The sequence below is a fragment of the Devosia sp. A369 genome (genome assembly GCF_054489345.1).
In genome coordinates this window covers 29,752-54,810 of sequence record NZ_JBTMWV010000001.1, presented here as the reverse complement: position 1 = coordinate 54,810, position 25,059 = coordinate 29,752, and the positions used below count along the sequence as shown (strand labels likewise).

Genomic DNA, 25,059 nt, shown 5'->3' with positions numbered 1-25,059 from the left:
GGTTATTTGTTATAATTAACAAAGCTTTACCGACCGCAAATGACTGCTTTTGCTTGAGTTTTTGGAGCCTGGGGGTAGGTTGCCCTCAACACCAGCGCAGCTCCCGACCGGGACGGCGCTGAGGGTTCCCTACGGCTTCTCTCAGGTCCGCCGCAACTCCTGAGTCCCGTAGGGCGGCTGGTTCCGGATGCGGACAGAGTGGCCTCTTCGACATGCCGCTTCGGGACCAGCCACTCCATTCGCGTTCCGCACACAGCAAGTCAGGCTCACGTCACACAGAGCAGCAAAAAGCCCCGCATCAATGATGCGGGGCTTTTTGATTCTCGCGAGCGAGCAGGCGCCAGATTACTTGATCTTGGCTTCCTTGAACTCGACATGCTTGCGCACGACCGGATCGTACTTGTTGTACGTCAGCTTTTCGGTCTGGGTGCGGGCGTTCTTCTTGGTGACGTAGTAATAGCCAGTATCAGCCGTCGACACGAGCTTGATCTTGACGGAAGCGGCTTTGGCCATTTGTCAGTCCTCATAAAAGCGAAGGCGCCGCGGATTCCCCGGCGCCGGAATTTGGCCGCAAACTACGGATTTGCGGCCAATTGTCAAGCAGGTTCAGTCGATCTGCCCGGTGCCATAGCCATACATGCGATTGGCCCACTGCAGACCAACGATGCTGCCCTTGACCGAAGGCAGGATCGCCAGGGGCATGAGCACTGCCAGCGGCAGCAGGGTGTAGAGATAGATAGCCGGGTTAACGTGGTAGCTCATCTCCATATGCATCATGACCAAGATCAGGATGTGGCCGACAATGGTGATGGCGATATAGGGCGGGAAGTCATCGGCGCGGTGCAGATTGAGCTGCTCGCCGCAGGAATCGCAATTATCCGCCACCTTGAGGTAACTGCGGAACAGCTTGCCCTGGCCACAATGCGGGCACTTGCACAGCGTGCCGCGCCACATTGCCTGACCAACACTACGCACGTCCAAAGTCTCGACCTGGCTATCCATACCGCTACCTCTTTTTGCGTCCCCTGGGACCATAGGACTGAGATGGGCGCTTTGTGCCGCGACGGAAAGATGACGGATTGACGCGTGTGCCTTCCGACAGCAGCTCAAAGCGTAACGCGCCGGCGACGGGTGCGGCTTCCAGCAGCCGTACCTGGACTCGGTCACCCAGGGCGAATTTCTCGCCAGTACGGTCGCCGATCATCGCCTGCAGGTCTTCCACATAGCGATAATAGTCCTGGCCGAGGGTGGAGGCGGGGATGAAGCCATCGGCGCCGGTTTCGAGCAGGCGCACAAACAGGCCCGAGCGGGTGACCCCGGAAATGCGGCCATCGAAGGTGGCGCCGATCTTGGTGGCGAGGAATTGCGCCAGCAAGCGATCGGAGGTTTCACGCTCGGCCAGCATGGCGCGGCGCTCGGTGGCCGAGATGTGCTGGGCGATACCGGCCAGCCGGAGGCCTTCGGCCTCGCTGAGGCCGTCATTGCCGAGGCCCAGCGCGGTGATCAGCGCGCGGTGGACGATGAGGTCGGCATAGCGGCGGATCGGCGAGGTGAAGTGGGCATAGCGGTCGAGATTGAGACCGAAATGGCCGTAATTGTCGGGGGCGTATTCGGCCTGCGCCTGCGAGCGCAGCACCATTTCGCTGACCTGCTCGATATTGCCGGCCTTGCGGGCCTGGCCGAGAATGCCGTTGAAGTCACTGGCGCGGACGCTGTCGGACTTCTTGACCGATATGTCGAGCGAGCCGAGGAAATCGCGCAGGGTCTGCAGCTTTTCCGCCGAGGGCTCATCGTGGACGCGGTAGAGCAAAGGCGATTTTTTCGCCTCGAGCGTTTCAGCCGCCGCGACGTTGGCCGCGATCATCATCTCTTCGATGAGGCGGTGGGCATCGAGCCGTTCGGGGATGCGGATATCCTTCACCAGCCCCTTGTCATCGAGCACGATCTTGCGCTCGGGCAGGTCGAGATCGAGTGGGCCGCGCTGGTCGCGGGCTCGTGTCATGGCCTTGTAGGCGTCCCAGAGGGGCCGCAGGATGGTGTCGAGGATCGGGCCGGTGGTGTCGTCGGGCTGGCCGTCAATGGCGCCCTGCGCCTGCTGGTAGCTGAGCTTGGCGGCCGAGCGCATCAGGATGCGGTGGAAACCGTGGCTGCGCTTGCGGCCATCGGCGCCGAACACCATGCGGACGGCGAGGGCAGCGCGGGGCTGGCCCTGCTTGAGCGAGCACAGCTCATTGGAAATGCGCTCGGGCAGCATCGGCACCACCCGGTCGGGGAAATACACCGAATTGCCGCGCAGATAGGCTTCGCGGTCGAGTGAAGTGCCGGGCTGCACATAGGCGGCGACATCGGCGATGGCGACGATGACGATGTGGCCGTCGGCATTGGCCGGATCGCTGTCGGGCTCGGCATAGACGGCGTCGTCGTGATCCTTGGCATCGGGCGGGTCGATGGTGATCAGCGGGATATGGCGCCAATCCTCGCGGCCCTTGAGCGAGGCTTCCTTGGCTTCGTCGGCTTCGCGAAGGACGGCGGCGGGGAAGCGGTAGGGGATTTCCAGATTGTGAATAGCGATCATGCTGATCGCGCCCTCACTCATCGGATTGCCGATGACGGCGGTGACCTTGGCGCGCGGGATCATCAACCGGCCGGAGAGCTTGACCTCCACCTCCACCAGGTCGCCATCGGCGGCAGTGAGCAGATCGCCGAGCGGAATGCGCATTTCCTTGCTCTTGCGATCAATCGGGATCAGGCGGGCGCCGTCGTCGTCCATGCGGACGATGCCGATCTGGCCGCGCCGGGGCTTGTCGAGGATCTTCATCGCCTTGGCGGTATAGGTCGGCACTTCGCCGTCGCCGGCGTCGATGCGGGCCAGGATGCGGTCGCCGGGGGCGGGCACAACGCGGGCATCGCGGCCGCCCAGCACGGTGACGCGCGGCTTGTCGCCTTCCTCGTCATTCCAGTGCGCCGGATAGGCATGCAGGTCATCGGGATCTGCATCGGTGGGGATGTCGAGCACGGTGACATGGGGGAGGGCGGCGGTGCGGCGCAGGGCTTTTCGGGTGCGCGTGATGACGCCATCGCCCTCCAGCTCAGCCAGCATGGCCTTGAACGGGCGGCGCATATCGCCGCGAATGCCGAACAGCTTGGCCAGATCGCGCTTGCCCTTGATGTCGGCCTGCTCGGCAAGGGCGGCGAGCAGCTGCTCGCGGGAGGGAAGGGTATCGGCGCGCGGACTGACGGCGCGCTTGGGGCCGGAGGTATTTTTAGATTTTGTGGGCTTGGCCATTGGGTCGTTTCTGAAAGTGTTGAGGATTAGATAGGGCAATCCGGTCGCGATTGCCAATTTTTGCGGGGGATGGGTGGCAGAGGGTGCGGTGGGTGTGGCCCCACCCCCTCCAGCCTCTCCCTCTGATGGGGGAGGCTGGGAGGGGTGCTACGGTGGCGGGACGATCGCTGATTCTCCGGTAGCCCAGATGACCAACATTCCCTTCTTCGACGGCCATAACGATACCTTGCTGCGCCTGCTGGAATTGCCTGGTCCTAACCAGGAACAGGCCTTTATCGATGGTGGCGCTGGCGGGCATATCGACCTGCCGCGGGCCAGGGCGGCCGGGATGGCGGGTGGGTTCTTCGCCATGTTCCCGCCGCCGCTCAAGACTGGGCTTGGTGGGGTGACAGCGAGCGCCGCCAGTTCCAAGGGGGAATTGCCGCCCGAGCTGGCGCTGGCGGATGCGCAGGCGTCGACCAATGGCATGGCCTCTGTTCTGCTGCGGCTGGAGCGGGCGGGTGCCGTGGCGGTGTGCCGCTCGGCCGGGGAGGTCCGTGCGGCGATGGCGCAGGGCGGGCTGGCGGCGGTGGCCCATATCGAGGGGGCCGAGGCCATCGATACCGAGTTCCGGGCGCTGGATGTGCTCTATGCGGCCGGGCTGCGTTCCATCGGCATCGTCTGGAGCCGCGCCAATGCGTTTGGCACCGGGGTGCCGTTTCGCCACAATGTCGATCCCGATATCGGGCCGGGGCTGAGCGAGGCCGGCAAGGAACTGGTGCGGCAGTGCAATGCGCTGGGGGTAATGCTCGATCTATCCCATCTCAACGCCGCCGGGTTCCGCGACGTGGCGGCGATCAGCAGCCATCCGCTGGTGGCGACGCATTCCAATATGCATGCGATCTGCCCGCATGCGCGCAATCTGGTTGACTGGCAACTGGCGGCCATTCGCGACAGTGGCGGCATGGTGGGGCTGAATTTCGCCACCGGCTTCCTGCGGCCGGATGGGGCGTTCAACACCGATACGCCGATCGAGCTGATGGTGCGCCATGTCGATGCGCTGGTGGAGGCGCTGGGCGAGGATGGCGTGGCGCTGGGCAGCGATTTCGACGGGGCCCAGATGCCGGCCGAAATCGGCGATGTCACCGGGGTGCCCAAACTGCTGCAGGCGCTGGTCGACAAGGGCTATGGCGAGGAACTGGTGCGCAAGATCGCGCTGGAAAACTGGCTGGCGATGATCGAGCGGACAGTTGGCTAAGGTGGGATAGGTCCTGTCGGCGGTCAAGTGCTGCCAAAGGATTACAAGATTACCTGCGCTGCGACAAACAAGCCATTGAAAAGCCTAAATTAATGTCCATCTTAGGAGTGAGCCAAAAGCTCGTTCCGTCTTTGTCATCAATAATACATGCTTCCACCGATGGGTGAGAAGCCAGGAGGTTATCATGCCCGCCCTTAGGCTCTGTCAATCATGTGCTGGACCCCGGCCGCGTGCCGCCGTTCGTTGCCCATGGTGCTTGGCAAGCTATACATCGCCACGTCGCGTACCCGAACATCTGTTTGCGGCCGCTGATGGCGAGAAAGGCATGGCACCTCAAGCCTATCCGATGGCGGCGGAGAACCGCCGCTAGCACCTAGCTCCCCACGACCACTTGCTGTCGCATCGGTTTTGCGAGTTTTTCGCCCGGTGCAGTAGTGCGACCAAACGCCCATCGCAATGTGCCGATATATGGCCATGATGGGCGCAGCGGTGCCTGCCGGCAACGACGGCACCGCAGGGGCTTGAGCGCTGAACAGCTAGGCGCTCGCCCCGATATTTTCCTGACCAACTCGCCCCGGCTCAATGCCGGGGCTTTTTGTTGGGCCTTCGGCCCTTGGACTTGAGGGGGGCATTCCCACCCGCTGGTGCGTGGGATACCCCCACCCTTGATCCCTCCCCACAAGGGGGAGGGAGACGATGAACACCGTCATCGCAACCTGCGCCTCCCTCCCCATGATGGGGAGGGAATGAGGGTGGGGTGGGGTCAACACACAGAGTTTGTTGAGACGTTGCTAGAACGGCACGTCTTCGTCGGCCACGACCTTCTTGGGTGCGGCTTTTTTCGCGGCTGGCTTCTTGGCGGCGGCGGGCTTTTTGGCCGCTGCGGTCTTGGCAGCTGGCTTTTTGGCAGCGGCTTTCTTGGCCGGAGCTTTTTTCACCTTGGTGCCGGTGACCTCGGCCCGGGCGGCGATCCAGGCGACGGCCTGGTCCAGCGTCACGGCTTCGGGCGCCACATCCTTTGGAATGGTGGCGTTGATCTTGCCCTGGTTGACGTAAGGCCCGTAGCGGCCGGCGCGGACGGTGATGGGGCCGGCATCATGCTCAAAGGTCTGGATGGCTGCCACGGCGCCAGCGCGTTTGAAGCCGCCAGCGGCCTTTTGGGCGATCAGGTCGACGGCGCGGTTGAGGCCGACAGTGAACACTTCCTCGACGTCGGGCAGATTGGCGTATTTGCCGTCATGCAGCACGAAGGGGCCGTAACGACCCAGGCCAGCCGAAATCGGCAGGCCGGATTCGGGATGCAGGCCGACTTCGCGCGGCAGCTTGAGCAGCCGCATCGCCGATTCCAGCGTCATCGCTGCGGCTTCCCAGCCCTTGGGTAGCGAGGAGCGCTTGGGTTCCTTGCCGTCGCCAAGCTGGACATAGGGGCCAAAGCGGCCGGACTTGAGGAAGACCTCGTCGCCGGATTCCGGATCGGTGCCGAGAATGCCGTCACCAGCTGCGGCTTCCGGGGACTGGCCGGAGGCCGCGTCGGAGAGCTGCATGGTGTGCTTGCACTCAGGATAGTTGGAGCAGCCGATAAAGGCGCCGAACTTGCCCAGCTTCAGCGACAGCTGGCCGGTGCCGCAGGTGGGGCAGATACGCGGGTCCGAACCGTCTTCCTTGGGCGGGAAGATGCGGCTGGCCAGCACCTCGTTGAGGGTGTCGAGCACCTCGGAGACGCGCAGATCCTTGATCTCGTCGGTGGCGGCGGTGAAATCCTTCCAGAAATCACGCAGCACCGTCTTGTAGTCGAGGTCGCCGGCGGAGACCTGGTCAAGCTGCTCTTCGAGACCGGCGGTGAAGCCATATTCGACATAGCGATTGAAAAAGCTTTCGAGGAAGGCGGTGACGATGCGGCCGCGATCTTCAGGATGCAGTGCCTTGCCCTCAAGGCGGACATAGTCGCGGTCCTTGAGCGTGGTCAGCGTCGCCGCATAGGTGGAGGGCCGGCCGATGCCGAGCTCTTCCATCTTCTTGATCAGGCTGGCTTCGGTGTAGCGGCTCGGCGGCTGGGTGAAATGCTGCTCGATGTCGACCGACTGAAGGTCGGGCTTGTCGCCTACGGCCAGCGGTGGCAGCTCGCGGCTATCCTCGTCCTCGGTCTCTTCGTCGGACTTGGCTTCGACGCCATAGAGCTTGAGGAAGCCGGGGAAGGTGACCACGGAGCCGACGGCGCGCAATTCGACGGCGCGGCCGGGGACGTTGACGGCGATATCGACCGTGGTGCGGTCAATTTCGGCCGACTTCATCTGCGACGCGAGCGTACGACGCCAGATCAGGCCATAGAGCTTGGACTGGTCTGCGTCGAGATGCAGCTGCTCGGGGCGCTTGAACATGTCGGTGGGGCGGATGGCCTCGTGCGCCTCCTGGGCGTTCTTGGCCTTGGTCTGGTAGATGCGCGGCTTTTCGGGCAGGAATTCCTCGCCGAAATATTTGCCGATCACCGAACGGGCCATGGAAATGCCCTCGGGCGCCATCTGCACCGCGTCGGTACGCATATAGGTGATCAGACCGTCTTCGTAGAGCCGCTGGGCGATCTGCATGGTCCGGCTCGGCGACAGGCCAAGGCGCGAGGAGGCGTCCTGCTGCAGCGACGAGGTGGTGAAGGGCGCGTAGGGATTGCGCTTGGTCGGCTTCTTTTCAACGTTGGAGACGTTGAACTGGCCGCCTTCGATCAACTTTTTCAGCTCGGCGGCGTTTTCGCCGGTTTTGATGTCGAGCTTGTCGGTCTTCTTGCCGTCAACCGAGAACAGGCGGGCGAGGAAGCTCTTGCCGGACTGCGCCAGCTTGGCTTCGACGGACCAATATTCATCGGCCTTGAATTTTTCGATCTCGGCTTCGCGGTCCGACACCAGACGCAGCGCCACCGACTGCACACGGCCAGCCGAACGCGAGCCCGGCAGCTTGCGCCACAGAATGGGCGAGAGGGTGAAGCCCACGAGATAATCGAGCGCGCGGCGTGCCAGATAGGCGTCGACCAGCGGCATGTCGATTTCGCGCGGCTTGGCCATCGCCTGGGTGACGGCGTCCTTGGTGATGGCGTTGAACACCACACGCTGGACGGTCATGTCCTTCTTGATGACCTTCTTCTGACGCAGCACATCGAGCACGTGCCAGGAAATCGCCTCACCTTCGCGGTCAGGGTCAGTCGCCAGGATCAGGCCATCGGCTCCCTTGAGGGCGTTGGCGATGTCGGCCAGCCGCTTCTTGGAAGCGGTGTCGACCTCCCAGGACATGGCGAAATCTTCGTCGGGACGCACCGAGCCGTCCTTGGCCGGCAAATCGCGGACATGGCCGAAGGAGGCAAGGACTTCATAGCCCGAACCCAAATACTTGTTGATTGTCTTGGCTTTAGCCGGACTTTCAACGACAACGACCTTCATGGAATACCCGTTCCGCAACGCTTTATGAGACGTGGCGCAACATGGTGAAGCCGGGGGGAGGTGTCAACGGGCCGAAAAGGGCAAAGGGACGCTCTCTCTTAGAGAGAGGATTTTTTGGGGCATAAACGGGTCAGTATCGCAGCGCCACCAATTGGCCGCTGGACCATTCGATCTGGCCGGACAGGTCGAGTTCGAGCAGCAGCATCTGCATGGCGGCGGCGGTGAGGCCGGCTTGGCGGATCAGTTCATCGACCTCGATCGGGGTGGCGCTAAGGGCGGAGAGCAGCCGGGATTTGTCATCGTCGCTGGGTGGCGGTCCGTCGGTCACCAGGTCCGGCTCCCAGTCGCGGTCGTAAAGGGCATGGCGGGACGGATCGGCGCTGCCCAGGGTTTCGATGATATCGGCGGCGTTGGTGATGAGCTTGGCGCCTTGCTGGATCAGCGCATTGCCACCTTCGGCGCGGGGATCGAGCGGCGAGCCGGGAACGGCGAAGACGTCGCGATTCTGTTCGAGGGCGAGGCGGGCGGTGATCAGCGAGCCGCTGCGCTTGGCCGCTTCCACCACCACGACGCCGAGCGAAAGACCCGAAACCAGCCGGTTACGCCTCGGGAAGTCGCGGGCGCGGGGCTCCCAGCCCAGCGGCATTTCGGTGAGCAGCGCGCCGCCAGAATCGAGAATGTCGTGTGCGAGGGGGATGTTTTCGGCCGGGTAGATCTGGTCGAAGCCACCGGCCAGCACGGCAATGGTGCCGGTGGCGAGGGTGGCGCGGTGGGCGGCAGTGTCGATGCCGCGGGCGAGGCCGGAGACCGTGGTGTAGCCGCGTTCGCCTAGATCGAGCGCCAGCATGCGGGTCATCTTGATCCCGGCGGCCGAGGCATTGCGGGCGCCGACAATGCCCACCGTGCGCTGCCAATCGAGATTAGCGCCGCCCGCCAGCGTGAGCAGCGGCGGCGCGGAGTGGATATAGCTCAGCAGTTCGGGATAATCGGCGTCGCCGCTGGCCACGAGGCGCGCGCCATAGCGCGTGAGGCCGGCAATTTTATCCTCGGCCTGGCTCTGGCTGGCGATGTGCAGCGGCTTGCCGGTGCGTTGGAACAGGCCGGGCAGGGCATCAAGCGCCGCCTCGGCCGAGCCGAAGCGGTTGAGCAATTGGCGGAAGGTGGTGGGGCCGACATTGTCGCTGCGCAGCAGGCGGAGCCAGGCGATGCGCTGGGTATCGGTGAGACGGCTCCCCTGACCCAGCGCCATGGCGCTATTTGGCCGTTTTTTCGGAGCCGATCTTGGGCTCGGTGCCGGCCATCAGGCGGGCGATGTTCTCGCGGTGCTGGTAGAACAGCACCAGCGCCAGCACGGCAGCCGTGCCGGCCAGCCATTCATTGACCAACACGAAGGCAAAGATCGGCGCGGTGGTAGCGGCGGTCAGCGCGGCCAGGGAGCTCAATTTCTGGGCAAAGGCGATCAGCAGCCACACGGCGCAGAAGATCAGGCCTACGGGCCACGACAGCGCCAGCAATGAGCCAATCATCACGGCGACACCCTTGCCGCCCTTGAAGCCGAGCCAGGCCGGGAAGCAATGGCCGAGAATGGCGCCGATGGCGGCGATCATGGCGGCTTCTTCGCCCCAATAGTAGCGGGCCACCAGAATCGGCAGCGCGGCCTTGGCGGCGTCGAGCACCAGCGTGGCAGCGGCGACCCAGCGATTGCCGGTGCGCAGGACATTGGTGGCGCCAATATTGCCCGAGCCGATCTGACGGATATCGCCCAGACCGGCGGCGCGGGTCAGCAGCAAGCCGAAGGGGACGGAGCCGCAGAGATAGCCGATGATGGCGGCGTAAAGCAGATTGATGGTGTCGGCAGGCATCAGGCGGTTCCCCTCGTCTTTACGTCGAGGAATACCCTTACCTCGGCCCTCCCCACAAGGGGGAGGGCGCAGAGCGGCCTATTCGGTATGCGTGTGCACCGTTTCGCCGCCGACGATGGTGCGCATCACCTTGCCGGCGAGGCGGGCGTTTTCGAAGCTGGTGTTGCGCGAGCGGGAGCGGATCTGGCGCTCGCTGACCTGCCAGGGATAGTCCAGATCGAACAGGATCAGATCGGCGGGCGCGCCCTTGGCGATGCGGCCGGCAGGCAGGCCGAGAATTTCGGCGGGGCGGCTGGTCATGGCGCGCAGCACCGTGAGCAGGTCTACATCGCCGGAATGAACAAGGCGCAGGGCGGCCGCGAGCAGGGTTTCAAGGCCGATGGCGCCGTCCGAGGCTTCGGCGAAGGGCTGACGCTTTACCTCGGTATCCTGCGGATCATGGTCGGAATGGATGGTGTCGATGGTGCCGTTGCGCAGGCCTTCGATCACCGCCTGCCGGTCATCTTCGCTGCGCAGCGGCGTCGACAGCTTGAAGAAGCTGCGATAGCGGCCAATGTCGTTTTCGTTGAGCGCCAGATTGTTGATCGAGACGCCAGCGGTAACCTTCTTGTTGCGCTTCTTGGCGGCGGCCAACAGCTCGATGGAGGCGGCGCAGGACACTTGCGCGGCGTGATAATTGACGCCGGTCAGGGCGGCCAATTGCAGGTCTCGGGCCAAGGGAATGGTCTCGGCTTCGCGCGGAATACCCTTAAGGCCGAGAATGGTGGCAAACAGGCCCTCATTCATCACCCCTTCGCCGGTGAGGCTCTTGTCGGAGAGATGGTGAACGATGGTCATGCCGTAATTGGCGGCATAGCTCATCACCGTCCGCAGCAAAGCGGGCGACTGGATGGAATTGCGGCCATCGGTGAGGCAGACCGCACCGGCCTCCTGCAGCAGGCCGAATTCGGTCATTTCCTGGCCGGCAAGGCCCTTGGTGATGGCGCCGGCGGGCAGCACATTGACCTTGCTGGTCGCCTTGGCGCGGCGAATGAGAAAGTCCACCAACGCGCCGTCGTCCACCACGGGGGTGGTGTCGGGCATCATCACGAAGCTGGTGATACCACCGGCAGCAGCGGCTTCGCCAGCCGATTGCAGGGTTTCGCGATATTCCTTGCCGGGCTCGCCGGTGAAGACGCGCATGTCGATCAGGCCCGGGGCGAGAATCAGCCCCTGCGCATTGATGACTTCCGCCCCTTCGGGCACGCCAACCGGCGCGCCGATGGCGATCTCGGCAATCAGGCCGTTTTCGACCAGCACAGCGCCCATGGCGTCGGTGCCGGAGGCCGGATCGACGATGCGGGCGTTTTCGATAAGCAGCGGGCTTGTCATGACTGGCCTCCGGCGGGCAGCAGGGCGTCCAACACGGCCATGCGCACGGCAACGCCCATTTCCACCTGCTCGGTGATCACCGATTGGACACCATCGGCGATGGCGGGGTCGATCTCGACGCCGCGATTCATCGGGCCGGGATGCATGACGATGGCGTCGGGCTTGGCGAAGGCCAATTTTTCGGCGTCGAGGCCATAGAAGCGGTAGTACTCGCGCACCGAGGGGATCATGCGGCCATTGGCGCGTTCGTGTTGCAGGCGCAGCATCATCACCACATCGGCGCCCTTGAGGCCCTCGCGCATGTCGGTGAAGACCTCGGTGGCGAGGTGTTCGATGCCGGCGGGAAGCAGGTTGCGCGGGGCGATGACGCGGGTGCGTACATTGAGTGCGCCGAGCAGCAGCAGATTGGAGCGCACCACGCGGGAATTGGCGATATCGCCGCAAATCGCCACGGTGAGCCCGGAAATCCGGCCCTTGTGGCGGCGGATGGTTAGCGCGTCGAGCAGGGCTTGGGTCGGATGCTCATGGGCGCCGTCGCCGGCATTGATCACGGCACAGCCGACCTTCTGGCTGAGCAGTTCCACCGCGCCGGCCGCCGAATGGCGCACGACGATGACGTCGGGGCGCATGGCGTTGAGCGTGGTGGCGGTGTCCACGAGGGTTTCGCCCTTGGAGACCGAACTGGATTTGACCGACATGTTCATCACCAGCGCCCCGAGGCGCTTGCCGGCGATCTCGAACGAGCCCTGCGTCCGCGTGGACGGCTCGAAGAACAAATTGATCTGGGTCTTGCCCGCTAGCGTCGGATGGCTTTTCCGCTCCTGCCGGGAGACTGGAACCATGCGCTCGGCGCGATCGAGCAGGTCGATGATCTCATGCTGTTTGAGATCGGCGATCGACAGCAGATGGCGCTGGTTGAACGGGGGGAAATCGCCGGACGAACCGGCGGGCGTCGAGGTTTTGCTGGCGCGATCTTGGGCCATGCGCTCCCATCCTTGATGTTGGATGGGGTCTAGCGGAGGGGGCCGGGAGGGGCAAGGGGCTGGCCCGGCTCAGCAGGCATTTTTCACCGGAATGACGGCGTGGGCGGCGATCAGCTGTTGCGCAGCCGATCCAGCGCGCCCTGCAGGATATAGCTGGCGGCCAGCTTGTCGACGACTTCGGCGCGACGGTCGCGGCGGAGGTCGGCCTGGATCATCATGCGGGTGACCGCGCTGGTGGAGAGCCGCTCGTCCCAGAAGGCGATGGGCAGGGCGATGCGTTGCGCGAGGCTGCGAGCAAAGGCGCGGGTGGACTGGACGCGCGGGCCCTCAGAGCCATCCATATTGAGCGGCAGGCCCAGGATGACGGCGACGATGGCGTTTTCGGCGATCAACTGGTCGAGACGAATGGCGTCCTGGGTGAATTTGGTGCGCTTGATGGTTTCGAGCGGGGTGGCCGAATAGCGCATGCCGTCGCTGATGGCGACGCCAATGGTCTTGGTACCGAGATCGAGCCCCATGATGCGGCCAGCGGCCGGTATGGATTCGAGCGGATTGGCGAATTCGTCAGTCATGGAGCACCCGCTTGCCACTTTTGCCTCGTCCTATAGGGTGCGGCCCGGTTTGGCGACAGGAAAGCGGCGGATGAAACTGACCTGGTTCGGCGGCACGACGATCCGCATTCATATTGGCGGGGCGATTCTGGTGCTGGATGCGACGAGCGCGCCGGCGGGAATCGATGCGGCGGAGCTGGTTTCGGGGGCGGATCAGGTGATTGCCGGCTTCGGCGTGGCGCTGCCCACAGTTGATGCCGCGCAGTGGAAAGCGCGCAAGCCGCAGCGGTTGCTTGATGCGGACGATTCCCTGCCGGCGGTGGAGGTTTGGTCGGTAGGGCCGGGGGCGGTGCTGGTAGACGCGATGGGCGAAGCGCCGCTGCTGCTGGTGGCGGGAGCGGTGCCGGCGCTGGGGCGTTGGGCCGAGGGGGCGGTGATCTGCCTGTTTGGCGATGCGGAGCGGCTGGTGGGGCTTGGTCAGGCGGTGCTGGAAGACCGGCCGCCGCGCCTGCTGGCGCTGGCTGGGGACGAGGCGTCGGTCGATGCCACCATCCCGGCGCTGCGTGATCGGTTGGACAGAAGCGGGCTGGTGGCGCTGGAAGCCGGACTGGCGCTGGAAGTCTGATCCGCCATTTTCATTGTCTTTTGTGGCGCGGCGTTGCTAATAACGGCCCAAACGAGCCGCTATTTGTTGGAGTTTCCTATGTCTGTCGACGCCGCAACCGTAAAGCGCATTGCGAGCCTGGCGCGCATCCGCATCGAAGAAAATGAAGTGGCGAGCTATCAGCAGGAGCTGAATTCCATTCTGGGCTTTGTGGAACAGCTGGCCGAAGTCAATGTCGAGGGTGTCGAAGCCATGACCTCGGTGACCCCGATGGCGCTGCGCCGCCGCGATGATGTGATCAGTGATGGCGGCTATGCCGACAAGATCGTCAGCAACGCGCCGCTGAGCGAAGACAATTTCTTTATGGTGCCCAAGGTGGTCGAATAGAAATGTCGGTAAAAGTCGCCATCGAGACGCCGCTGCAGGACGATGTGCGCGGTCTCGTCGGCAAGCTCAACGCGCATTTACTGCCGCTATCGCCGCCAGAGTTCCAGTTCAAGATGACTGTGGAACAGATGGCGGGCGAGGACACGACGCTGTTTGTGGCGCGCGATGAGGCCGGTCATGCCGTAGGCATGGGCGCACTCAAGGTGCATTCGGCCGAGCTGGGCGAAGTGAAACGCATGTTCACCGACCCGGACATGCGCGGCCAGCGGATTGGTTCGGCAGTGCTCGACGCCATAATCGAGCTGGCGCACGTCAAGGGGTTGAATTGCCTGATGCTGGAAACCGGCGTTGGCAGCGGCTTTGAGGGCGCCTACGGGCTCTATGCCAGCCGTGGCTTTGTGACTCGCGGCCCGTTTCTGGACTATCCTGACAGCCAATGGTCGGCATTTTTCGAACTGCCGCTCGCCCAGGAGATCAGTGCATGAAACCAGTGTTGTTCGCGCTCGGCGTGTCTCTGCTGGCCGGTTCGGCGATGGCGCAGGAATTCCTCATCGACCAGACCAAGATCTATGCTGCGTCGCCGGAACTGTGCCAGGGTCTGGAAACCGAGGGCCTGTCGGCCTTTGAGGACCCGATGGCCAGTGTGCTGTCGTTCACCAGCGGCATTCAGGCCATGGAATTCCACTGCAATTTTTTCGATCTGAAGAGCCGTAAGGGTAGCAATTTCCTGTTTGCATCCGCGATTTGCGAGCATCCAGGGGAAGTCTATCCCGACAGCTTTTCGATCACTCCCTATGACGAAACCACCATTCAGGTCGTTTCGGCGCATATGAATGCGCTGGTAATGGCCGGTGTCTTTGACAGCAGCGAGGGGGAAGGGGTGTCAGCCGCCACCATCTACCACCGCTGCGATAATCTGAGCGAGATTCCCTTTGACTGACCTGACCAAACTCAGCCTCGCCGATGCCCGCAAGGGTCTCCAGGCCAAGAGCTTTACCGCCACCGAATTGACCGGCGCCTATCTGGCGGCGATCGAGAAGGCCAATCCGAGCCTGAACGCCTATGTGGCGGTGACCGGCGAACAGGCGCTCGACATGGCCAAGGCCAGCGACGCCAAGCTGGCGCAGGGGCAGGGCGGCACGCTGGAAGGCATTCCGCTCGGCATCAAGGATCTGTTCGGCACCAAGGGCGCGCATACCCAGGCAGCCAGCCATATTCTCGATGGCTTCAAGCCGGAATATGAATCGACGGTGACGTCCAATCTGTGGCGCGACGGTGCGGTCATGCTGGGCAAGCTCAACATGGACGAGTTCGCCATGGGCTCGTCCAATGAGAGCAGCTATTACGGCCCGGTGATCAACCCGTTCCGCGCCGAAGGCAGCACCGAGAAACTGGTGCCCGGCGGCTCGTCAGGTGGTTCGGCGGCGGCGGTGTCGGCCTGGCTCTGTGCCGGGGCGACGGCCACCGATACCGGCGGCTCGATTCGCCAGCCGGCGGCCTTCACCGGCACGGTGGGCATGAAGCCGACCTATGGCCGCTGCTCGCGCTGGGGCATTGTCGCCTATGCGTCCTCGCTCGATCAGGCTGGCCCGATTGCCCGCACGGTTGAAGACGCGGCGATGATGCTGACCTCGATGGCTGGCTTTGACGTCAAGGATTCGACCAGCGCAGAGCTGGCTGTTCCTGACTTCGCCGCCGCTGTGGCGCGCGGCGTCAAGGGGCTGACCATTGGCGTGCCGCAGGAATACCGCATGGAGGGCATGCCGGCGGAAATCGAGAAGCTGTGGAGCCAGGGGCTCGACTGGCTCAAGGCCGAGGGCGCCACGGTGCGCGATATCTCCCTGCCACATACCAAGTATGCGCTGCCGGCCTATTACGTGGTGTCGCCGGCTGAAGCCTCGTCCAACCTCGCCCGCTATGATGGGGTGAAGTATGGGCTGCGCGTGTCGGGCAAGGACATCACCGACATGTATGAGCTGACCCGCGCTGCCGGCTTTGGCCGCGAGGTGAAGCGTCGCATCATGATCGGCACCTATGTGCTCAGCGCCGGCTATTTCGACGCCTACTACGTCAAGGCGCAGAAGGTGCGGACGCTGATCAAGAAGGACTTTGAAGACGCTTTCCACGCCGGAATCGACGCGATTCTGACGCCGGCAACGCCTTCTGCGGCCTTTGCCATTGGCGACGAAGCGCTCGCCGCCGATCCGGTGGCGATGTATCTCAACGACATTTTCACCGTCACCGTGAACATGGCGGGCCTGCCGGGCATCGCCGTTCCGGCCGGCAAGGATGCCAAGGGATTGCCGCTCGGGCTGCAGCTGATCGGCAAGCCGTTCGACGAGGAAACCCTGTTCGCAGCGGCCCGCGTCATCGAGAAAAGCGCCGGTGGCGACTTCGCGCCGAAGCCCTGGTGGTAAGCGTAATGAGCGGCGCCACTTGATCGTGGCGCCGATCCGCCTTATTTGGCCCCAATGCACAAATTGAAATTGGTTGTGACCCCGCCGCGTGCGGCGTCCGGGCCGACAAGGGTTTCACCGATGGCCGCTGATATCTTCACCTCGCTCGACTGGTCCGAGCCGCCTCGGGACATGAGCAAGCCGTTGCAGGCGCTGTGGTGGCTCAAGAAGGGCAGCCTGCGCGTCGGTCCCGAATGGGAGCAGGCGCATGGCATCGTCCAGGCCATGGAGGGCGTGCAGGCGTTCGACTGGGTGCATGCGCTGATGCACTGGATCGAGGCCGATATGGGCAATGCCGACTATTGGTATCGCCGCGCCGGCAAGAAACGCGCCACTGCCAGCGTCGCCAGCGAGTGGGAACACATCGCCGCCGCGCTGAGCGAAGTCACCCGCCACTGACCAAGCATGCTGCCAGCATGCTGATGGTTTGCTGGCGGTTTTCTGCCAGCATGCTTGCGTTCCGCTGCCGCTGTGGCAGGCTTCTGCTGTAGGGATTCCACCCGCAGGAGGAGTGAATGGAATTTGACGGTGTAGGTTGGCTCTCGGCCATCATCATCGGCGGCATCGCCGGATGGCTCGCCAAACAGTTCATGAACACCAATACCGGGCTGTTGATGAATATCGTGCTCGGAATTGTCGGCGCTGTGGTTGCCAGCCTGATCCTCGGTCTGGTCGGCATTTCGTTCGGCGGCTGGATTGGCTATCTGATCACAGGCTTTATCGGCGCCTGCGTCATCATCACCATCGGCCGCGCCGTTTCGCGCTAGCCAGACTGGATGGCCGGCCGCCTGGGGCCGCCGACCATCCGTTGCCGACGTCTTACCGGTTGTCGTATTCGCTGCGGACCAGTTCGAGGCCGCGGCGGGTGATGCGGTAGGGTTGACCGGCGGTGGACTTGATCGCCTTCTTGGCCTTGAGCTTTCTGAACAATAGCAGGCTGCACTGGTTCAGTAGCCAGCCCTCGCGGTTGAAGAATTCGAGTCCAGTCACCTTGCCGGCGTCATTTTTGAGCAGCGCAATGCGGCCGCCCTGCGCGAGGGCGTGCAGCACCCGCTGTTCGTCTCGTGAAATATCCATGGAAAATCAGTCGCCTGTAGCGGCGGGTTAAACCCGCGAACAAACATTGCCGTCCGCCCGCAAAGCGCAGGGCGGTCGACTGGTTCATTCATGCCCCGTGCCAGTTGGACGGGGCCTCAGACGGTTTCAGACTGACTAGACATGCGGGTTTGATAGCGCCGGCGCGGCGGGTTGTGCAAGCCGGGCGGTTGAAATTGGCGGCGGTCCGGTGCAAACCAGCAACAGCAAAACCGACTGGATAGCCCAAGTGACCGCTGTGAAATCGCCCGAGACCTGCCAGACCAAGGACGACGTGCGCGTCGAGATCGATCGTATCGACCATGCCTTGCTGACCCTGTTTGCCGAGCGCCACCGCTATGTGACGCGCATGGCCGAGATCAAGACCGATCCGCATGAGGCGCGCGACCCGGCCCGGATCGAGGCGGTGATCGCCAAGCTCCGCGAGCGCAGTTTGGCCCTTGATCTTGATGAGGATCAGGCCGAACTTGTGTGGCGGACCCTGATCGATTGGAACATCAATTACGAGAAGGGCATCATCGCGGCGCGCCGCCGCAGCTAGCAGGTTCGGCAAGGAGGTCACCATGGCAGGTATTTCCATCCGCAAGGCAGAAACCGCCGATGCAAGCCGGCTTGCCGATATTGCTTACCGCGCCTGGGAAAGCGGGATTTTTCCGCTGCTGACGCCGCAGCCCGGCCTGCAACAGGCCGAGCAGCGCCGGCTGGCGCAGGTGGTGGCCGAAACCCTGTCGCGGATCATCGTGGCCGAGGTGGACGGCATCGCGGTGGCGTGGTGCTCGCGCGCCATGCGGCGGGCCTATATTCCCTATCTGTTCGTGATGCCGGAACTGCAGGGGCATGGGCTGGGCTCGATGCTGCTGCGGCGCATGGAATCGATGCTGGAGCTGGAAGGCGCCGAGCGGGTGCAGCTGGAAACCCCGGCCGACAATGTGCGCGCGGTGCAGTTTTATGAAAAGCAGGGCTATCGGATTTTGGCGCTGCGGCCGGATGGCCGCGCGGCGCATGAGCCGTTCATGAGCGTGCATCTGGAAAAGCGGCTGAGCCCGTTTTATGGGGAAATCGAGGACGAGGACTGAGGGCCTCTCCCAAAGGGGTGTTGCACTGCCTGGCGTCCAAACGCGGTGTCATCCCGGCCTTGAGCCGGGACCCAGCCTGAGATGAGTTTCACCGGCGTGATCGGGGGATGGGCCCCGGCTCAAGGCCGGGGTGACATCGGGGGTGGGGTTTGTCCCGCTACCCAAAAAACGTTTGAGGACGTCAACGTCTGAGCATAGGCGGACGCAGTCCCCTCACCCTGACCTTCCGCTGAACGCGTCAGGTCTGTCCCTCTCCCGCAAGGGGCGAGGGGAAGGACGCTGGTGGATTGGCTTAATTGGTGCAAAGCAATTGCTTCTCTCACCCCTACCAACTATGCGTTTTGTAAGAATATCGTACATCGCCGCAGGACTCCGCTTTGACCCTCATCGACACCCGCACGCCTAATCCCAAGAGCTTCATTGCCGGCTCGACCGGCGCTTGGGAAATTGTCATCGGCATGGAAGTGCATGCCCAGGTGACCAGCGAGAGCAAGCTGTTCTCTGGCGCGTCGACCGAATTCGGCAATCCGCCCAATGCCAATGTGTCGTTCATCGATGCGGCCATGCCCGGCATGCTGCCGACCATCAATGAGGAATGCGTGCGCCAGGCCGTGCGCACCGGGCTGGGCCTCAAGGCGGCGATCAACAAGCGCAGCGTGTTCGACCGCAAGAATTATTTCTATCCTGATCTGCCCCAGGGCTATCAGATCAGCCAGTTCAAGGACCCGATCGTCGGCGAGGGCCTCGTGGTGCTCGACATGCCCGAGGGGCAGATCGAGATCGGCATCGAGCGGCTGCATCTGGAGCAGGACGCCGGCAAGTCGATCCACGACCAGCATCCCAATATGAGCTTTGTCGATTTCAACCGCACCGGCGTGGCGCTGATGGAAATCGTCAGCAAGCCCGATCTGCGCTCGTCCGAGGAAGCCAAGGAATATCTGGGCAAGCTGCGCACCATCCTGCGCTATCTGGGCACCTGCGACGGCAATATGGAGCAGGGCTCCATGCGCGCCGACGTCAACGTCTCGGTGCGTCGCCCGGGCGGCGAATTCGGCACGCGCTGCGAAATCAAGAACGTCAATTCCATCCGCTTCGCTGGCCAGGCCATCGAATATGAAGCGCGCCGCCAGATCGATATTCTGGAAGACGGTGGCTCCATCGCGCAGGAAACCCGGCTGTTCGACCCCAAGCTGGGCGAGACGCGCTCGATGCGCAGCAAGGAAGAGGCGCATGATTATCGCTACTTCCCCGATCCCGACCTGCTGCCGCTCGAATTCGACGATGCGTTCATCGCCGAGCTGGCGCAGCATCTGCCCGAGCTGCCGGACGAGAAAAAGGCCCGCTTTGTCGCCGATTATGGCGTGACCGCCTATGATTCCATGGTGCTGACGCTCGACCGCGAAACCGCTGACTATTTCGAAGCCGTGGTGGGTTTCGGTGGCACCAAGCGCGATGGCAAGGCCGTGGCCAATATGCTCAACGCGGACGTGGCTGCCTTTGCCAATAGCCAGGGGCTGGCGGTGTGGGAAACCCACCTCAAGCCAAGCCAGGTTGCCGGCATTGTCGACCTGGTGGCCGCCGGGACGATTTCGTCCAAGGGCGCCAAGGATCTGCTGCAGATCGTCATCGCCGAGGAGCCCGATGGCAATCCGGCCGAGATCGTCGAGCGCCGCGGCCTGACGCAGGTGACCGACATGGGCGCCATCGAGGCGATTGTCGACGAGATCATCGCCGCCAATCCCGATCAGGTGGCCAAGGTGCTGGCCAAGCCGACAATGATCGGCTGGTTCGTCGGGCAGGCGATGAAGGCCTCGGGTGGCAAGGCCAACCCGCAGGCGCTCAGCGATCTGATGAAGCAGAAGCTGGGGATCGAATAGCATGAGTGATCCGACCAATGACGACGTGAAGGTCGTCAGGTCTACTTCGGTGGGGTCGGGTCTTGTCGATCATAAGGCGCCTTGGCCGTTGCGGCTTATCGGCCAGCTGGTGAGCGGCGTCATGATTGTACCGGTGGTGGCGACGATGGTCGCTGCCGTCGCGTTGATCATCTACGGCACGATAGAAAGCTGGCACTTTGTCGACGGGCTGTTCTTCTCGGTGGAGCACCGGCTAACCCGCGACGAGGTGCTGCTGCACGCCATCGAGCTGGTCGATCTGTTCCTGCTGGCAACCGTGGTGCAGGTGGTGTCGCTGGGGCTGTATCAGCTCTATTTCAACCAAGATCTGCAACTGCCTGACTGGCTCAAGATTCGCACGCTGGACGATCTGAAGTCCAAGCTGGTCGGCGTGTCGGTTACCGTGCTCGCGGTGTATTTTCTTGGTCGCGCGATTACCTCGAGCGGCGGCATTGATATCCTGTATCTAGGCGGCGCTACCGCCGTGGTGATCGTGGCGCTGACCTGGTTTCTCAGCACGATCGACGATCACCACTAGATTGTATCGACAGTCAGCTTTTGCTGGGGCTCCGCTCTAAATCGGCTTGCCGACCGTCATGGCGGTTCGGAACTCATCATTCTCATCAAGGAAGATCGGCTCTGGAGCTGCGCCGGTGGCGTCGAAGAAGCGGCTGACGAAGCTGCGGATTGAGGCGCAGAGGGCGATGTCGGAGATTTCGACATCGGAAAAGCCGACTTCGCGCAGCGCGTCGATGTGATTCTGGGTGATTTTTGAGGCGTCGCGCGCCACCTGTTCGGCATAGGCCAGCATGGCCACATCGCGGGTGCTGAGGCCGGCATTGCGGAAATCGCGCTGGATGGCCAGCACCTGCGCCTTGCCGAGGTCGCGGGCCAGCGTCCGCGCATAGACATGGCTGCAATAGGTGGATGGCACCTGCTTGGCGGCGATCAAGGTGATCAGCCGCCAGCCGCGCATGCCGAGGGAAAAATTGGCTTTGACGCCTTCGGTGAAGTGCTCGAACAGCGGCAGCACCTCGGGCCGGGTGGTCCAGCAGCGCGTCGCCGCCATCAGGAAACCGTTGGCGTCGATTTCCTTGCGGTAAATTTCGGCGACTTCACCCGTCGCCGCTTCCGGCGCGATGGTTTGCAGGAACATGGCGTTCTCCCGAGCCTGACCGGCAGTCACACTAGCGGCAACAGCTTGTGGATCAAGCCCAGGTGGGGGGCTGGTCGGTGCCGGGGCTGGGAGCGGGCGCCGGCTGGCCGGGCGTGGGGTCTTCCACCGGCTCGGGGGTGTCGGGCAGTTCCTGCGGGTGCGGCGGGCGTGGATCGAATGGCTGCGGCGGCACGGGTTCGGCGGGCGGCACGATTTCCGGGATTGGGCGGGGATCGATATCGGGCTTGGGCTGGTTCATGGGAGCTCCTATGGGAATAGGAACGGTTGGGTGGGGAGGGGGTTCCGCGGGCGGCGGGGGCATTTCCCCACTCTCGATGTCACCCCGGCTCAAGGCCGGGATGACACTGCGTTTTGAAGGCCGCAGGAATTACGCCGCCACGACGCGGCGGCGGACGAGGCGGCCGTCCATGAAGATCAGGCCGATGAAAATCACCAGCACGCCCAGCACATGGGCGGCTTCGAAGCGTTCATGCAGCACCAGCACGCCGAGCAGAATCGCCGAAATCGGGGTGATGAAGGTGTTGAGCGACAGATTGGTCGCGCCAACCTTGGGCAGCAGCCAATAGACCAGCAGGAAACTGAAGCTGGTGGAGAAGGCGGCGATGGCGAAGAGTGCGCCCCAGGTTTCGGCCCGGGTGATGATCGGAATGCCGCTGAACAGCAAAGCGATGGGCAGCGAAATCAGCGCCGCGGCGGTGAGCGAGCAGGTCGCCACGGCGGCTGAGTCGATATCCTTGAAGCGGCGGGCATAGTTCAGCGTCAGCGCGTAGCAGAGGGTGGCGCCGACGGCAGCGAGCAGGCCCAGCACCTGCGCCGAGGCACCGGCACCGAGCGAAGGCAGGGCCAGGATCAGCGCGCCGATAAAGCCGAGGGCGACGCCGGCCAGCTTGTTCCAGGTGGCCTTTTCGCCGCCGGGCCAGAGCTGGGAGACGATCACCGTGCTCATCGGGGTCAGGCCATTGATGACGCCGACAATGCTGCTGGCGACGGTCTGCTCGGCAAAGGGAAACAGGGCGAAGGGAATGGCGTAGTTGAGGCAGCCGAGGAGGGTGAGCTGGGCATAGACGGGCCAGCCGGTGGGCAGTTTTTTGCGGCGGGCGAGGAAATATACCCAGCAGATGGCGGCGCCGATGGTGACGCGGCCGGCCGAGACCCAGAGCGGGCTGATTTCGCGGATCAGAATGGCGTTGAAGAGGAAGGAACTGCCCCAGACAGCGCCAAGCAGAATGATAAGCAGCCAATAGCGCAGCGGCATAGACGTTCTCCATTTGTGCCGAGACTATTGCAGCGGCAGAGTCGCGTCGAACCGATTTTGACGATGGGTGGGATCAAATTGGGTGATGGGGGCGAAAGTGTTCTACCCACCGTGTCACCCCGGCCTTGAGCCGGGGCCCATCCCCAGATCTCAGGATGGGTCCCGGCTCAAGGCCGGGATGACATCGAGCGTTGGCAGGCCTTGGAGCTACCTTGCGCCGCTGGCCAGCATCCTGAGCGCTTCGGGGTAAATCCGGTGTTCTTCGACCAGCACGCGGGCGGAGAGGGTGTCGGCAGTGTCGTTGGGCAGGACGGGGACGGTCGCTTGCAGGATGGGGGCGCCTTCGTCGAGGCCGGGGCTGACGAAGTGGACGGTGCAGCCATGGCTGGTGGCGCCATCGGCGAGGGCGCGGGCGTGGGTGTCGAGGCCCTTGTAGAGGGGGAGCAAAGAGGGGTGGATATTGATCATCCGCCCGGCCCAGTGATTGACGAAATCCTCGCCGAGAATGCGCATGAAGCCGGCAAGGCAGACGAAGTCGACGTTCCAGCTTTCCAGCGTCTGGGTCATCACATCCTCGAACATGTCGCGGCTGGGAAAGCGGCTCTGCGCCAATGAGGCGGTGGCGATGCCCTCGGCAGCAGCAATGGCAAGGCCCGGCGCGGCGGCGCGGTTGGAGAGGACGCCGACGATTTCGGCGGGATAATCCGGGGCCCTGGCGGCCTCGATCAGCGCCGACATGTTCGAGCCACGGCCGGAGATGAGGATGCCGACGCGTTTGCGGTCAGTCATTGATCGTCGCTTTCGTCATAGAGGGCGCGCTCCTCGGCGGTCGGCTCCTCGAAGGCGCTGGCCCATAGCTGCAGCATGGGGCGGGTAATCGGCGGGTCTTCGCGGCCGCGCTGGTGGATGCGATCGAACAAGATGTCCGGCTCGGCGGTGAGATAGTGCAGTTCGACACTGGCACCGAGGTTGCGGGCGGCGAGGCGCAGCATGTCGCGTTCGGCGCGGCTCCAGGTGCCCCATTCGATGATCGCGGTGCCGCCGACGGTGAGAACCTGCTGGGCGACCTGCCATTGCAGATTTTCGATGCGGGCGCGGCGATCCTGGTCCCACAGGTCGAGCGCCAGGCCGTCCATCCAGTCATCGGGCGAAAAGGAGACGCCGCCATGGCGGGTGATCAGGGCCTGGGCATGGGTGGTCTTGCCCGAACCGGGCAAGCCACAGACGATGATCAGACGGCCGGCGGCGCTGGCCATGGCTAGAGCGCGAGCTTGCCGTCGAAGGTCACGGCTTCGCCGGTGCGGGGCGTGAGCTTGCCGACCACCGAGGCGATTTCGCCGGCTTCGGTGAGATGGGTCACCAGCTTTTCCGCATCGTCCGGGGCAACGGCGACCAGCATGCCGACGCCGCAATTGAAGGTGCGCAGCATCTCACGCTCCTCGATGCCGCCGACCTTGGACAGCCAGCCAAAGACCTTTGGCACGTTGACCGCGCCGAGATCGACATGGGCGGCCAGATGGTCGGGCAGCACGCGGGGGATGTTGTCGATGAAGCCGCCGCCGGTGATGTGAGCCAGCGCCTTGATGTTGATGCCGGATTTGAGGGCGGCGAGCAGGGGCTTCACATAGATACGGGTCGGGGTCAGCAGGGCTTCGGAGAGCGACTGGCCGGGGGCGAAGGGGGCGTCGGCGGTCCAGGCGAGGCCGGACAGGTCCACTATCTTGCGGACCAGCGAATAGCCGTTGGAATGGACGCCCGAGGAGGCAATGGCGACCAGCGTGTCGCCGGCGGCGATATCGGGGCGGGGCAGCAGCGTGCCGCGCTCGGCCGCGCCGACGGCAAAGCCGGCGAGGTCATAGTCGCCGCCGTGATACATGCCGGGCATTTCGGCGGTTTCGCCGCCTAAAAGGGCGCAGCCGGCGAGGCGGCAGCCTTCGGCAATGCCGGAGACGATGGCGGTGCCCTGTTCGACGTCGAGCTTGCCGGTGGCAAAATAGTCGAGGAAGAACAGCGGCTCGGCGCCCTGCACGATGATGTCGTTGACGCACATCGCCACCAGGTCCTGCCCGATGGTGGAGTGATTGCCGGTATCGATGGCGATCTTGAGCTTGGTGCCGACGCCATCATTGGCGGCGACCAGCACCGGATCGGTGAATCCGGCTGCCCGCAAATCGAACAGACCGCCGAATCCGCCGATCTCACCATCAGCACCGGGACGGCGCGTGGAACGAACTGCGGGTTTGATGGCTTCTACCAGCGCATTGCCAGCATCGATGTCGACGCCGGCCTGCTTGTATGACAGACCATTTGATGTCAGGTTTTGGGGATCGGACATTGGCCTCGGACCGTAGTGGGGAAAGCGTGCGCAAAGCCGTTACCGGAAGACCAAGGCGGTTGCC

Annotated in this window: 28 protein-coding genes; 12 read left to right on the top strand and 16 right to left on the bottom strand. The window is 63.5% G+C overall.

The window, feature by feature from the left end:
• Nucleotides 1-345 precede the first annotated feature (345 nt).
• The 3 genes from rpmG to rnr all read right to left on the bottom strand — a co-directional run bounded on the left by rpmG (nucleotide 346) and on the right by rnr (nucleotide 3,286).
• Complete coding sequence (gene rpmG / locus ACX3OZ_RS00270; protein ID WP_046135884.1) at nucleotides 346-513, bottom strand: 50S ribosomal protein L33; 168 nt, start codon at nucleotides 511-513, stop codon at nucleotides 346-348.
• 93 nt (nucleotides 514-606) lie between these two features.
• Nucleotides 607-1,002, bottom strand: a complete 396-nt coding sequence (locus ACX3OZ_RS00265; protein WP_459097182.1) for a DUF983 domain-containing protein — start codon at nucleotides 1,000-1,002, stop codon at nucleotides 607-609.
• A gap of 4 nt (nucleotides 1,003-1,006) precedes the next feature.
• Nucleotides 1,007-3,286, bottom strand: a complete 2,280-nt coding sequence (rnr, locus tag ACX3OZ_RS00260; RefSeq protein ID WP_459097181.1) for a ribonuclease R — start codon at nucleotides 3,284-3,286, stop codon at nucleotides 1,007-1,009.
• 187 nt (nucleotides 3,287-3,473) lie between these two features.
• On the opposite strand from rnr, the gene ACX3OZ_RS00255 reads away from it, so the two are divergent.
• Complete coding sequence (locus tag ACX3OZ_RS00255; protein ID WP_459103624.1) at nucleotides 3,474-4,523, top strand: dipeptidase; 1,050 nt, start codon at nucleotides 3,474-3,476, stop codon at nucleotides 4,521-4,523.
• Between the two features lie 791 nt (nucleotides 4,524-5,314).
• Here the strand turns inward: ACX3OZ_RS00255 and topA are convergent.
• The 6 genes from topA to ruvX all read right to left on the bottom strand — a co-directional run bounded on the left by topA (nucleotide 5,315) and on the right by ruvX (nucleotide 12,736).
• The gene (gene topA, locus ACX3OZ_RS00250) at nucleotides 5,315-7,948 is read right to left on the bottom strand and encodes a type I DNA topoisomerase (protein WP_459103623.1); all 2,634 of its coding nucleotides are present in this window, start codon (nucleotides 7,946-7,948) and stop codon (nucleotides 5,315-5,317) included.
• Between the two features lie 130 nt (nucleotides 7,949-8,078).
• Nucleotides 8,079-9,197 (bottom strand): DNA-processing protein DprA, encoded by a 1,119-nt coding sequence (gene dprA / locus ACX3OZ_RS00245; RefSeq protein ID WP_459103622.1) that lies wholly within the window; start codon nucleotides 9,195-9,197, stop codon nucleotides 8,079-8,081.
• Between the two features lie 4 nt (nucleotides 9,198-9,201).
• Nucleotides 9,202-9,810, bottom strand: a complete 609-nt coding sequence (gene plsY / locus ACX3OZ_RS00240) for a glycerol-3-phosphate 1-O-acyltransferase PlsY (protein ID WP_459097177.1) — start codon at nucleotides 9,808-9,810, stop codon at nucleotides 9,202-9,204.
• Nucleotides 9,811-9,888: 78 nt separating this feature from the next.
• Nucleotides 9,889-11,181, bottom strand: a complete 1,293-nt coding sequence (gene pyrC / locus ACX3OZ_RS00235; protein WP_459097176.1) for a dihydroorotase — start codon at nucleotides 11,179-11,181, stop codon at nucleotides 9,889-9,891.
• On the bottom strand, nucleotides 11,178-12,164 hold the full coding sequence (locus ACX3OZ_RS00230) for an aspartate carbamoyltransferase catalytic subunit (protein WP_459097175.1): 987 nt from the start codon (nucleotides 12,162-12,164) through the stop codon (nucleotides 11,178-11,180). Before ACX3OZ_RS00230 ends, pyrC begins: the two co-directional genes overlap by 4 nt.
• Nucleotides 12,165-12,274: 110 nt before the next feature.
• Nucleotides 12,275-12,736, bottom strand: a complete 462-nt coding sequence (gene ruvX / locus ACX3OZ_RS00225; protein WP_459097174.1) for a Holliday junction resolvase RuvX — start codon at nucleotides 12,734-12,736, stop codon at nucleotides 12,275-12,277.
• 70 nt (nucleotides 12,737-12,806) lie between these two features.
• Between ruvX and ACX3OZ_RS00220 the strand changes: the two genes are divergently transcribed.
• The 7 genes from ACX3OZ_RS00220 to ACX3OZ_RS00190 all read left to right on the top strand — a co-directional run bounded on the left by ACX3OZ_RS00220 (nucleotide 12,807) and on the right by ACX3OZ_RS00190 (nucleotide 16,929).
• Nucleotides 12,807-13,340, top strand: a complete 534-nt coding sequence (locus ACX3OZ_RS00220; RefSeq protein WP_459097173.1) for a hypothetical protein — start codon at nucleotides 12,807-12,809, stop codon at nucleotides 13,338-13,340.
• Nucleotides 13,341-13,418: 78 nt separating this feature from the next.
• A complete protein-coding gene (gatC, locus tag ACX3OZ_RS00215; protein WP_459097172.1) occupies nucleotides 13,419-13,706 on the top strand; it encodes an Asp-tRNA(Asn)/Glu-tRNA(Gln) amidotransferase subunit GatC in 288 nt (95 codons plus the stop codon).
• Between the two features lie 2 nt (nucleotides 13,707-13,708).
• A complete protein-coding gene (locus tag ACX3OZ_RS00210; protein WP_459097171.1) occupies nucleotides 13,709-14,191 on the top strand; it encodes a GNAT family N-acetyltransferase in 483 nt (160 codons plus the stop codon).
• Nucleotides 14,188-14,646, top strand: a complete 459-nt coding sequence (locus ACX3OZ_RS00205; protein ID WP_459097170.1) for a hypothetical protein — start codon at nucleotides 14,188-14,190, stop codon at nucleotides 14,644-14,646. Before ACX3OZ_RS00210 ends, ACX3OZ_RS00205 begins: the two co-directional genes overlap by 4 nt.
• Entirely contained in the window at nucleotides 14,639-16,123 is a 1,485-nt protein-coding gene (gene gatA / locus ACX3OZ_RS00200) for an Asp-tRNA(Asn)/Glu-tRNA(Gln) amidotransferase subunit GatA (RefSeq protein ID WP_459097169.1), read from the top strand. Before ACX3OZ_RS00205 ends, gatA begins: the two co-directional genes overlap by 8 nt.
• Nucleotides 16,124-16,243: 120 nt before the next feature.
• Nucleotides 16,244-16,561: a hypothetical protein gene (locus ACX3OZ_RS00195; RefSeq protein WP_459097168.1), complete on the top strand. Its 318-nt coding sequence runs from the start codon at nucleotides 16,244-16,246 to the stop codon at nucleotides 16,559-16,561.
• A gap of 116 nt (nucleotides 16,562-16,677) precedes the next feature.
• Nucleotides 16,678-16,929 carry a GlsB/YeaQ/YmgE family stress response membrane protein gene (locus ACX3OZ_RS00190; RefSeq protein ID WP_459103621.1) on the top strand — a complete coding sequence of 84 codons (252 nt, stop codon included), beginning with the start codon at nucleotides 16,678-16,680 and terminating at the stop codon, nucleotides 16,927-16,929.
• A 52-nt stretch (nucleotides 16,930-16,981) separates the two neighbouring features.
• Here the strand turns inward: ACX3OZ_RS00190 and ACX3OZ_RS00185 are convergent, their stop codons facing one another.
• The gene (locus ACX3OZ_RS00185) at nucleotides 16,982-17,239 is read right to left on the bottom strand and encodes a YjhX family toxin (protein ID WP_459097166.1); all 258 of its coding nucleotides are present in this window, start codon (nucleotides 17,237-17,239) and stop codon (nucleotides 16,982-16,984) included.
• A gap of 247 nt (nucleotides 17,240-17,486) precedes the next feature.
• Here ACX3OZ_RS00185 and ACX3OZ_RS00180 point away from each other — a divergent pair, with 247 nt between their 5' ends.
• The 4 genes from ACX3OZ_RS00180 (at nucleotide 17,487) to ACX3OZ_RS00165 (ending at nucleotide 20,766) form a co-directional block, all read left to right on the top strand.
• Nucleotides 17,487-17,798 carry a chorismate mutase gene (locus tag ACX3OZ_RS00180; RefSeq protein ID WP_459097165.1) on the top strand — a complete coding sequence of 104 codons (312 nt, stop codon included), beginning with the start codon at nucleotides 17,487-17,489 and terminating at the stop codon, nucleotides 17,796-17,798.
• Nucleotides 17,799-17,820: 22 nt separating this feature from the next.
• The gene (locus ACX3OZ_RS00175; protein ID WP_459097164.1) at nucleotides 17,821-18,333 is read left to right on the top strand and encodes a GNAT family N-acetyltransferase; all 513 of its coding nucleotides are present in this window, start codon (nucleotides 17,821-17,823) and stop codon (nucleotides 18,331-18,333) included.
• A gap of 377 nt (nucleotides 18,334-18,710) precedes the next feature.
• On the top strand, nucleotides 18,711-20,210 hold the full coding sequence (gene gatB / locus ACX3OZ_RS00170) for an Asp-tRNA(Asn)/Glu-tRNA(Gln) amidotransferase subunit GatB (protein WP_459097163.1): 1,500 nt from the start codon (nucleotides 18,711-18,713) through the stop codon (nucleotides 20,208-20,210).
• Between the two features lies 1 nt (nucleotide 20,211).
• On the top strand, nucleotides 20,212-20,766 hold the full coding sequence (locus tag ACX3OZ_RS00165) for a YqhA family protein (protein WP_459097162.1): 555 nt from the start codon (nucleotides 20,212-20,214) through the stop codon (nucleotides 20,764-20,766).
• A gap of 36 nt (nucleotides 20,767-20,802) precedes the next feature.
• Here the strand turns inward: ACX3OZ_RS00165 and ACX3OZ_RS00160 are convergent, their stop codons facing one another.
• The 6 genes from ACX3OZ_RS00160 to purM all read right to left on the bottom strand — a co-directional run bounded on the left by ACX3OZ_RS00160 (nucleotide 20,803) and on the right by purM (nucleotide 24,995).
• Nucleotides 20,803-21,384, bottom strand: coding sequence for a carboxymuconolactone decarboxylase family protein (locus tag ACX3OZ_RS00160; protein WP_459097161.1), 582 nt, complete (start codon nucleotides 21,382-21,384; stop codon nucleotides 20,803-20,805).
• A gap of 52 nt (nucleotides 21,385-21,436) precedes the next feature.
• Nucleotides 21,437-21,643: a hypothetical protein gene (locus ACX3OZ_RS00155; RefSeq protein ID WP_459097160.1), complete on the bottom strand. Its 207-nt coding sequence runs from the start codon at nucleotides 21,641-21,643 to the stop codon at nucleotides 21,437-21,439.
• A 129-nt stretch (nucleotides 21,644-21,772) separates the two neighbouring features.
• Nucleotides 21,773-22,660, bottom strand: coding sequence for a DMT family transporter (locus ACX3OZ_RS00150; RefSeq protein ID WP_459103620.1), 888 nt, complete (start codon nucleotides 22,658-22,660; stop codon nucleotides 21,773-21,775).
• A 207-nt stretch (nucleotides 22,661-22,867) separates the two neighbouring features.
• The gene (gene purN, locus ACX3OZ_RS00145) at nucleotides 22,868-23,449 is read right to left on the bottom strand and encodes a phosphoribosylglycinamide formyltransferase (RefSeq protein WP_459103619.1); all 582 of its coding nucleotides are present in this window, start codon (nucleotides 23,447-23,449) and stop codon (nucleotides 22,868-22,870) included.
• Nucleotides 23,446-23,916 (bottom strand): AAA family ATPase, encoded by a 471-nt coding sequence (locus tag ACX3OZ_RS00140; RefSeq protein WP_459103618.1) that lies wholly within the window; start codon nucleotides 23,914-23,916, stop codon nucleotides 23,446-23,448. Before ACX3OZ_RS00140 ends, purN begins: the two co-directional genes overlap by 4 nt.
• Nucleotides 23,917-23,918: 2 nt before the next feature.
• On the bottom strand, nucleotides 23,919-24,995 hold the full coding sequence (gene purM, locus ACX3OZ_RS00135; protein WP_459103617.1) for a phosphoribosylformylglycinamidine cyclo-ligase: 1,077 nt from the start codon (nucleotides 24,993-24,995) through the stop codon (nucleotides 23,919-23,921).
• Nucleotides 24,996-25,059: the final 64 nt, after the last annotated feature.

Bases quoted from the DNA above. Each gene is read 5' to 3' on its own strand.
- ACX3OZ_RS00140 (WP_459103618.1), bottom strand. From the start codon at position 23,916: ATGGCCAGCGCCGCCGGCCGTCTGATCATCGTCTGTGGCTTGCCCGGT.
- rnr (WP_459097181.1), bottom strand. From the start codon at position 3,286: ATGGCCAAGCCCACAAAATCTAAAAATACCTCCGGCCCCAAGCGCGCC.
- ACX3OZ_RS00160 (WP_459097161.1), bottom strand. From the start codon at position 21,384: ATGTTCCTGCAAACCATCGCGCCGGAAGCGGCGACGGGTGAAGTCGCC.
- ACX3OZ_RS00190 (WP_459103621.1), top strand. From the start codon at position 16,678: ATGGAATTTGACGGTGTAGGTTGGCTCTCGGCCATCATCATCGGCGGC.
- ACX3OZ_RS00150 (WP_459103620.1), bottom strand. From the start codon at position 22,660: ATGCCGCTGCGCTATTGGCTGCTTATCATTCTGCTTGGCGCTGTCTGG.
- ruvX (WP_459097174.1), bottom strand. From the start codon at position 12,736: ATGACTGACGAATTCGCCAATCCGCTCGAATCCATACCGGCCGCTGGC.
- ACX3OZ_RS00195 (WP_459097168.1), top strand. From the start codon at position 16,244: ATGGCCGCTGATATCTTCACCTCGCTCGACTGGTCCGAGCCGCCTCGG.
- pyrC (WP_459097176.1), bottom strand. From the start codon at position 11,181: ATGACAAGCCCGCTGCTTATCGAAAACGCCCGCATCGTCGATCCGGCC.
- ACX3OZ_RS00175 (WP_459097164.1), top strand. From the start codon at position 17,821: ATGGCAGGTATTTCCATCCGCAAGGCAGAAACCGCCGATGCAAGCCGG.
- topA (WP_459103623.1), bottom strand. From the start codon at position 7,948: ATGAAGGTCGTTGTCGTTGAAAGTCCGGCTAAAGCCAAGACAATCAAC.
- plsY (WP_459097177.1), bottom strand. From the start codon at position 9,810: ATGCCTGCCGACACCATCAATCTGCTTTACGCCGCCATCATCGGCTAT.
- ACX3OZ_RS00165 (WP_459097162.1), top strand. From the start codon at position 20,212: ATGAGTGATCCGACCAATGACGACGTGAAGGTCGTCAGGTCTACTTCG.
- ACX3OZ_RS00265 (WP_459097182.1), bottom strand. From the start codon at position 1,002: ATGGATAGCCAGGTCGAGACTTTGGACGTGCGTAGTGTTGGTCAGGCA.
- ACX3OZ_RS00185 (WP_459097166.1), bottom strand. From the start codon at position 17,239: ATGGATATTTCACGAGACGAACAGCGGGTGCTGCACGCCCTCGCGCAG.
- gatC (WP_459097172.1), top strand. From the start codon at position 13,419: ATGTCTGTCGACGCCGCAACCGTAAAGCGCATTGCGAGCCTGGCGCGC.
- dprA (WP_459103622.1), bottom strand. From the start codon at position 9,197: ATGGCGCTGGGTCAGGGGAGCCGTCTCACCGATACCCAGCGCATCGCC.
- ACX3OZ_RS00230 (WP_459097175.1), bottom strand. From the start codon at position 12,164: ATGGCCCAAGATCGCGCCAGCAAAACCTCGACGCCCGCCGGTTCGTCC.
- ACX3OZ_RS00220 (WP_459097173.1), top strand. From the start codon at position 12,807: ATGAAACTGACCTGGTTCGGCGGCACGACGATCCGCATTCATATTGGC.
- ACX3OZ_RS00205 (WP_459097170.1), top strand. From the start codon at position 14,188: ATGAAACCAGTGTTGTTCGCGCTCGGCGTGTCTCTGCTGGCCGGTTCG.
- purM (WP_459103617.1), bottom strand. From the start codon at position 24,995: ATGTCCGATCCCCAAAACCTGACATCAAATGGTCTGTCATACAAGCAG.
- purN (WP_459103619.1), bottom strand. From the start codon at position 23,449: ATGACTGACCGCAAACGCGTCGGCATCCTCATCTCCGGCCGTGGCTCG.
- ACX3OZ_RS00255 (WP_459103624.1), top strand. From the start codon at position 3,474: ATGACCAACATTCCCTTCTTCGACGGCCATAACGATACCTTGCTGCGC.
- rpmG (WP_046135884.1), bottom strand. From the start codon at position 513: ATGGCCAAAGCCGCTTCCGTCAAGATCAAGCTCGTGTCGACGGCTGAT.
- ACX3OZ_RS00210 (WP_459097171.1), top strand. From the start codon at position 13,709: ATGTCGGTAAAAGTCGCCATCGAGACGCCGCTGCAGGACGATGTGCGC.
- ACX3OZ_RS00155 (WP_459097160.1), bottom strand. From the start codon at position 21,643: ATGAACCAGCCCAAGCCCGATATCGATCCCCGCCCAATCCCGGAAATC.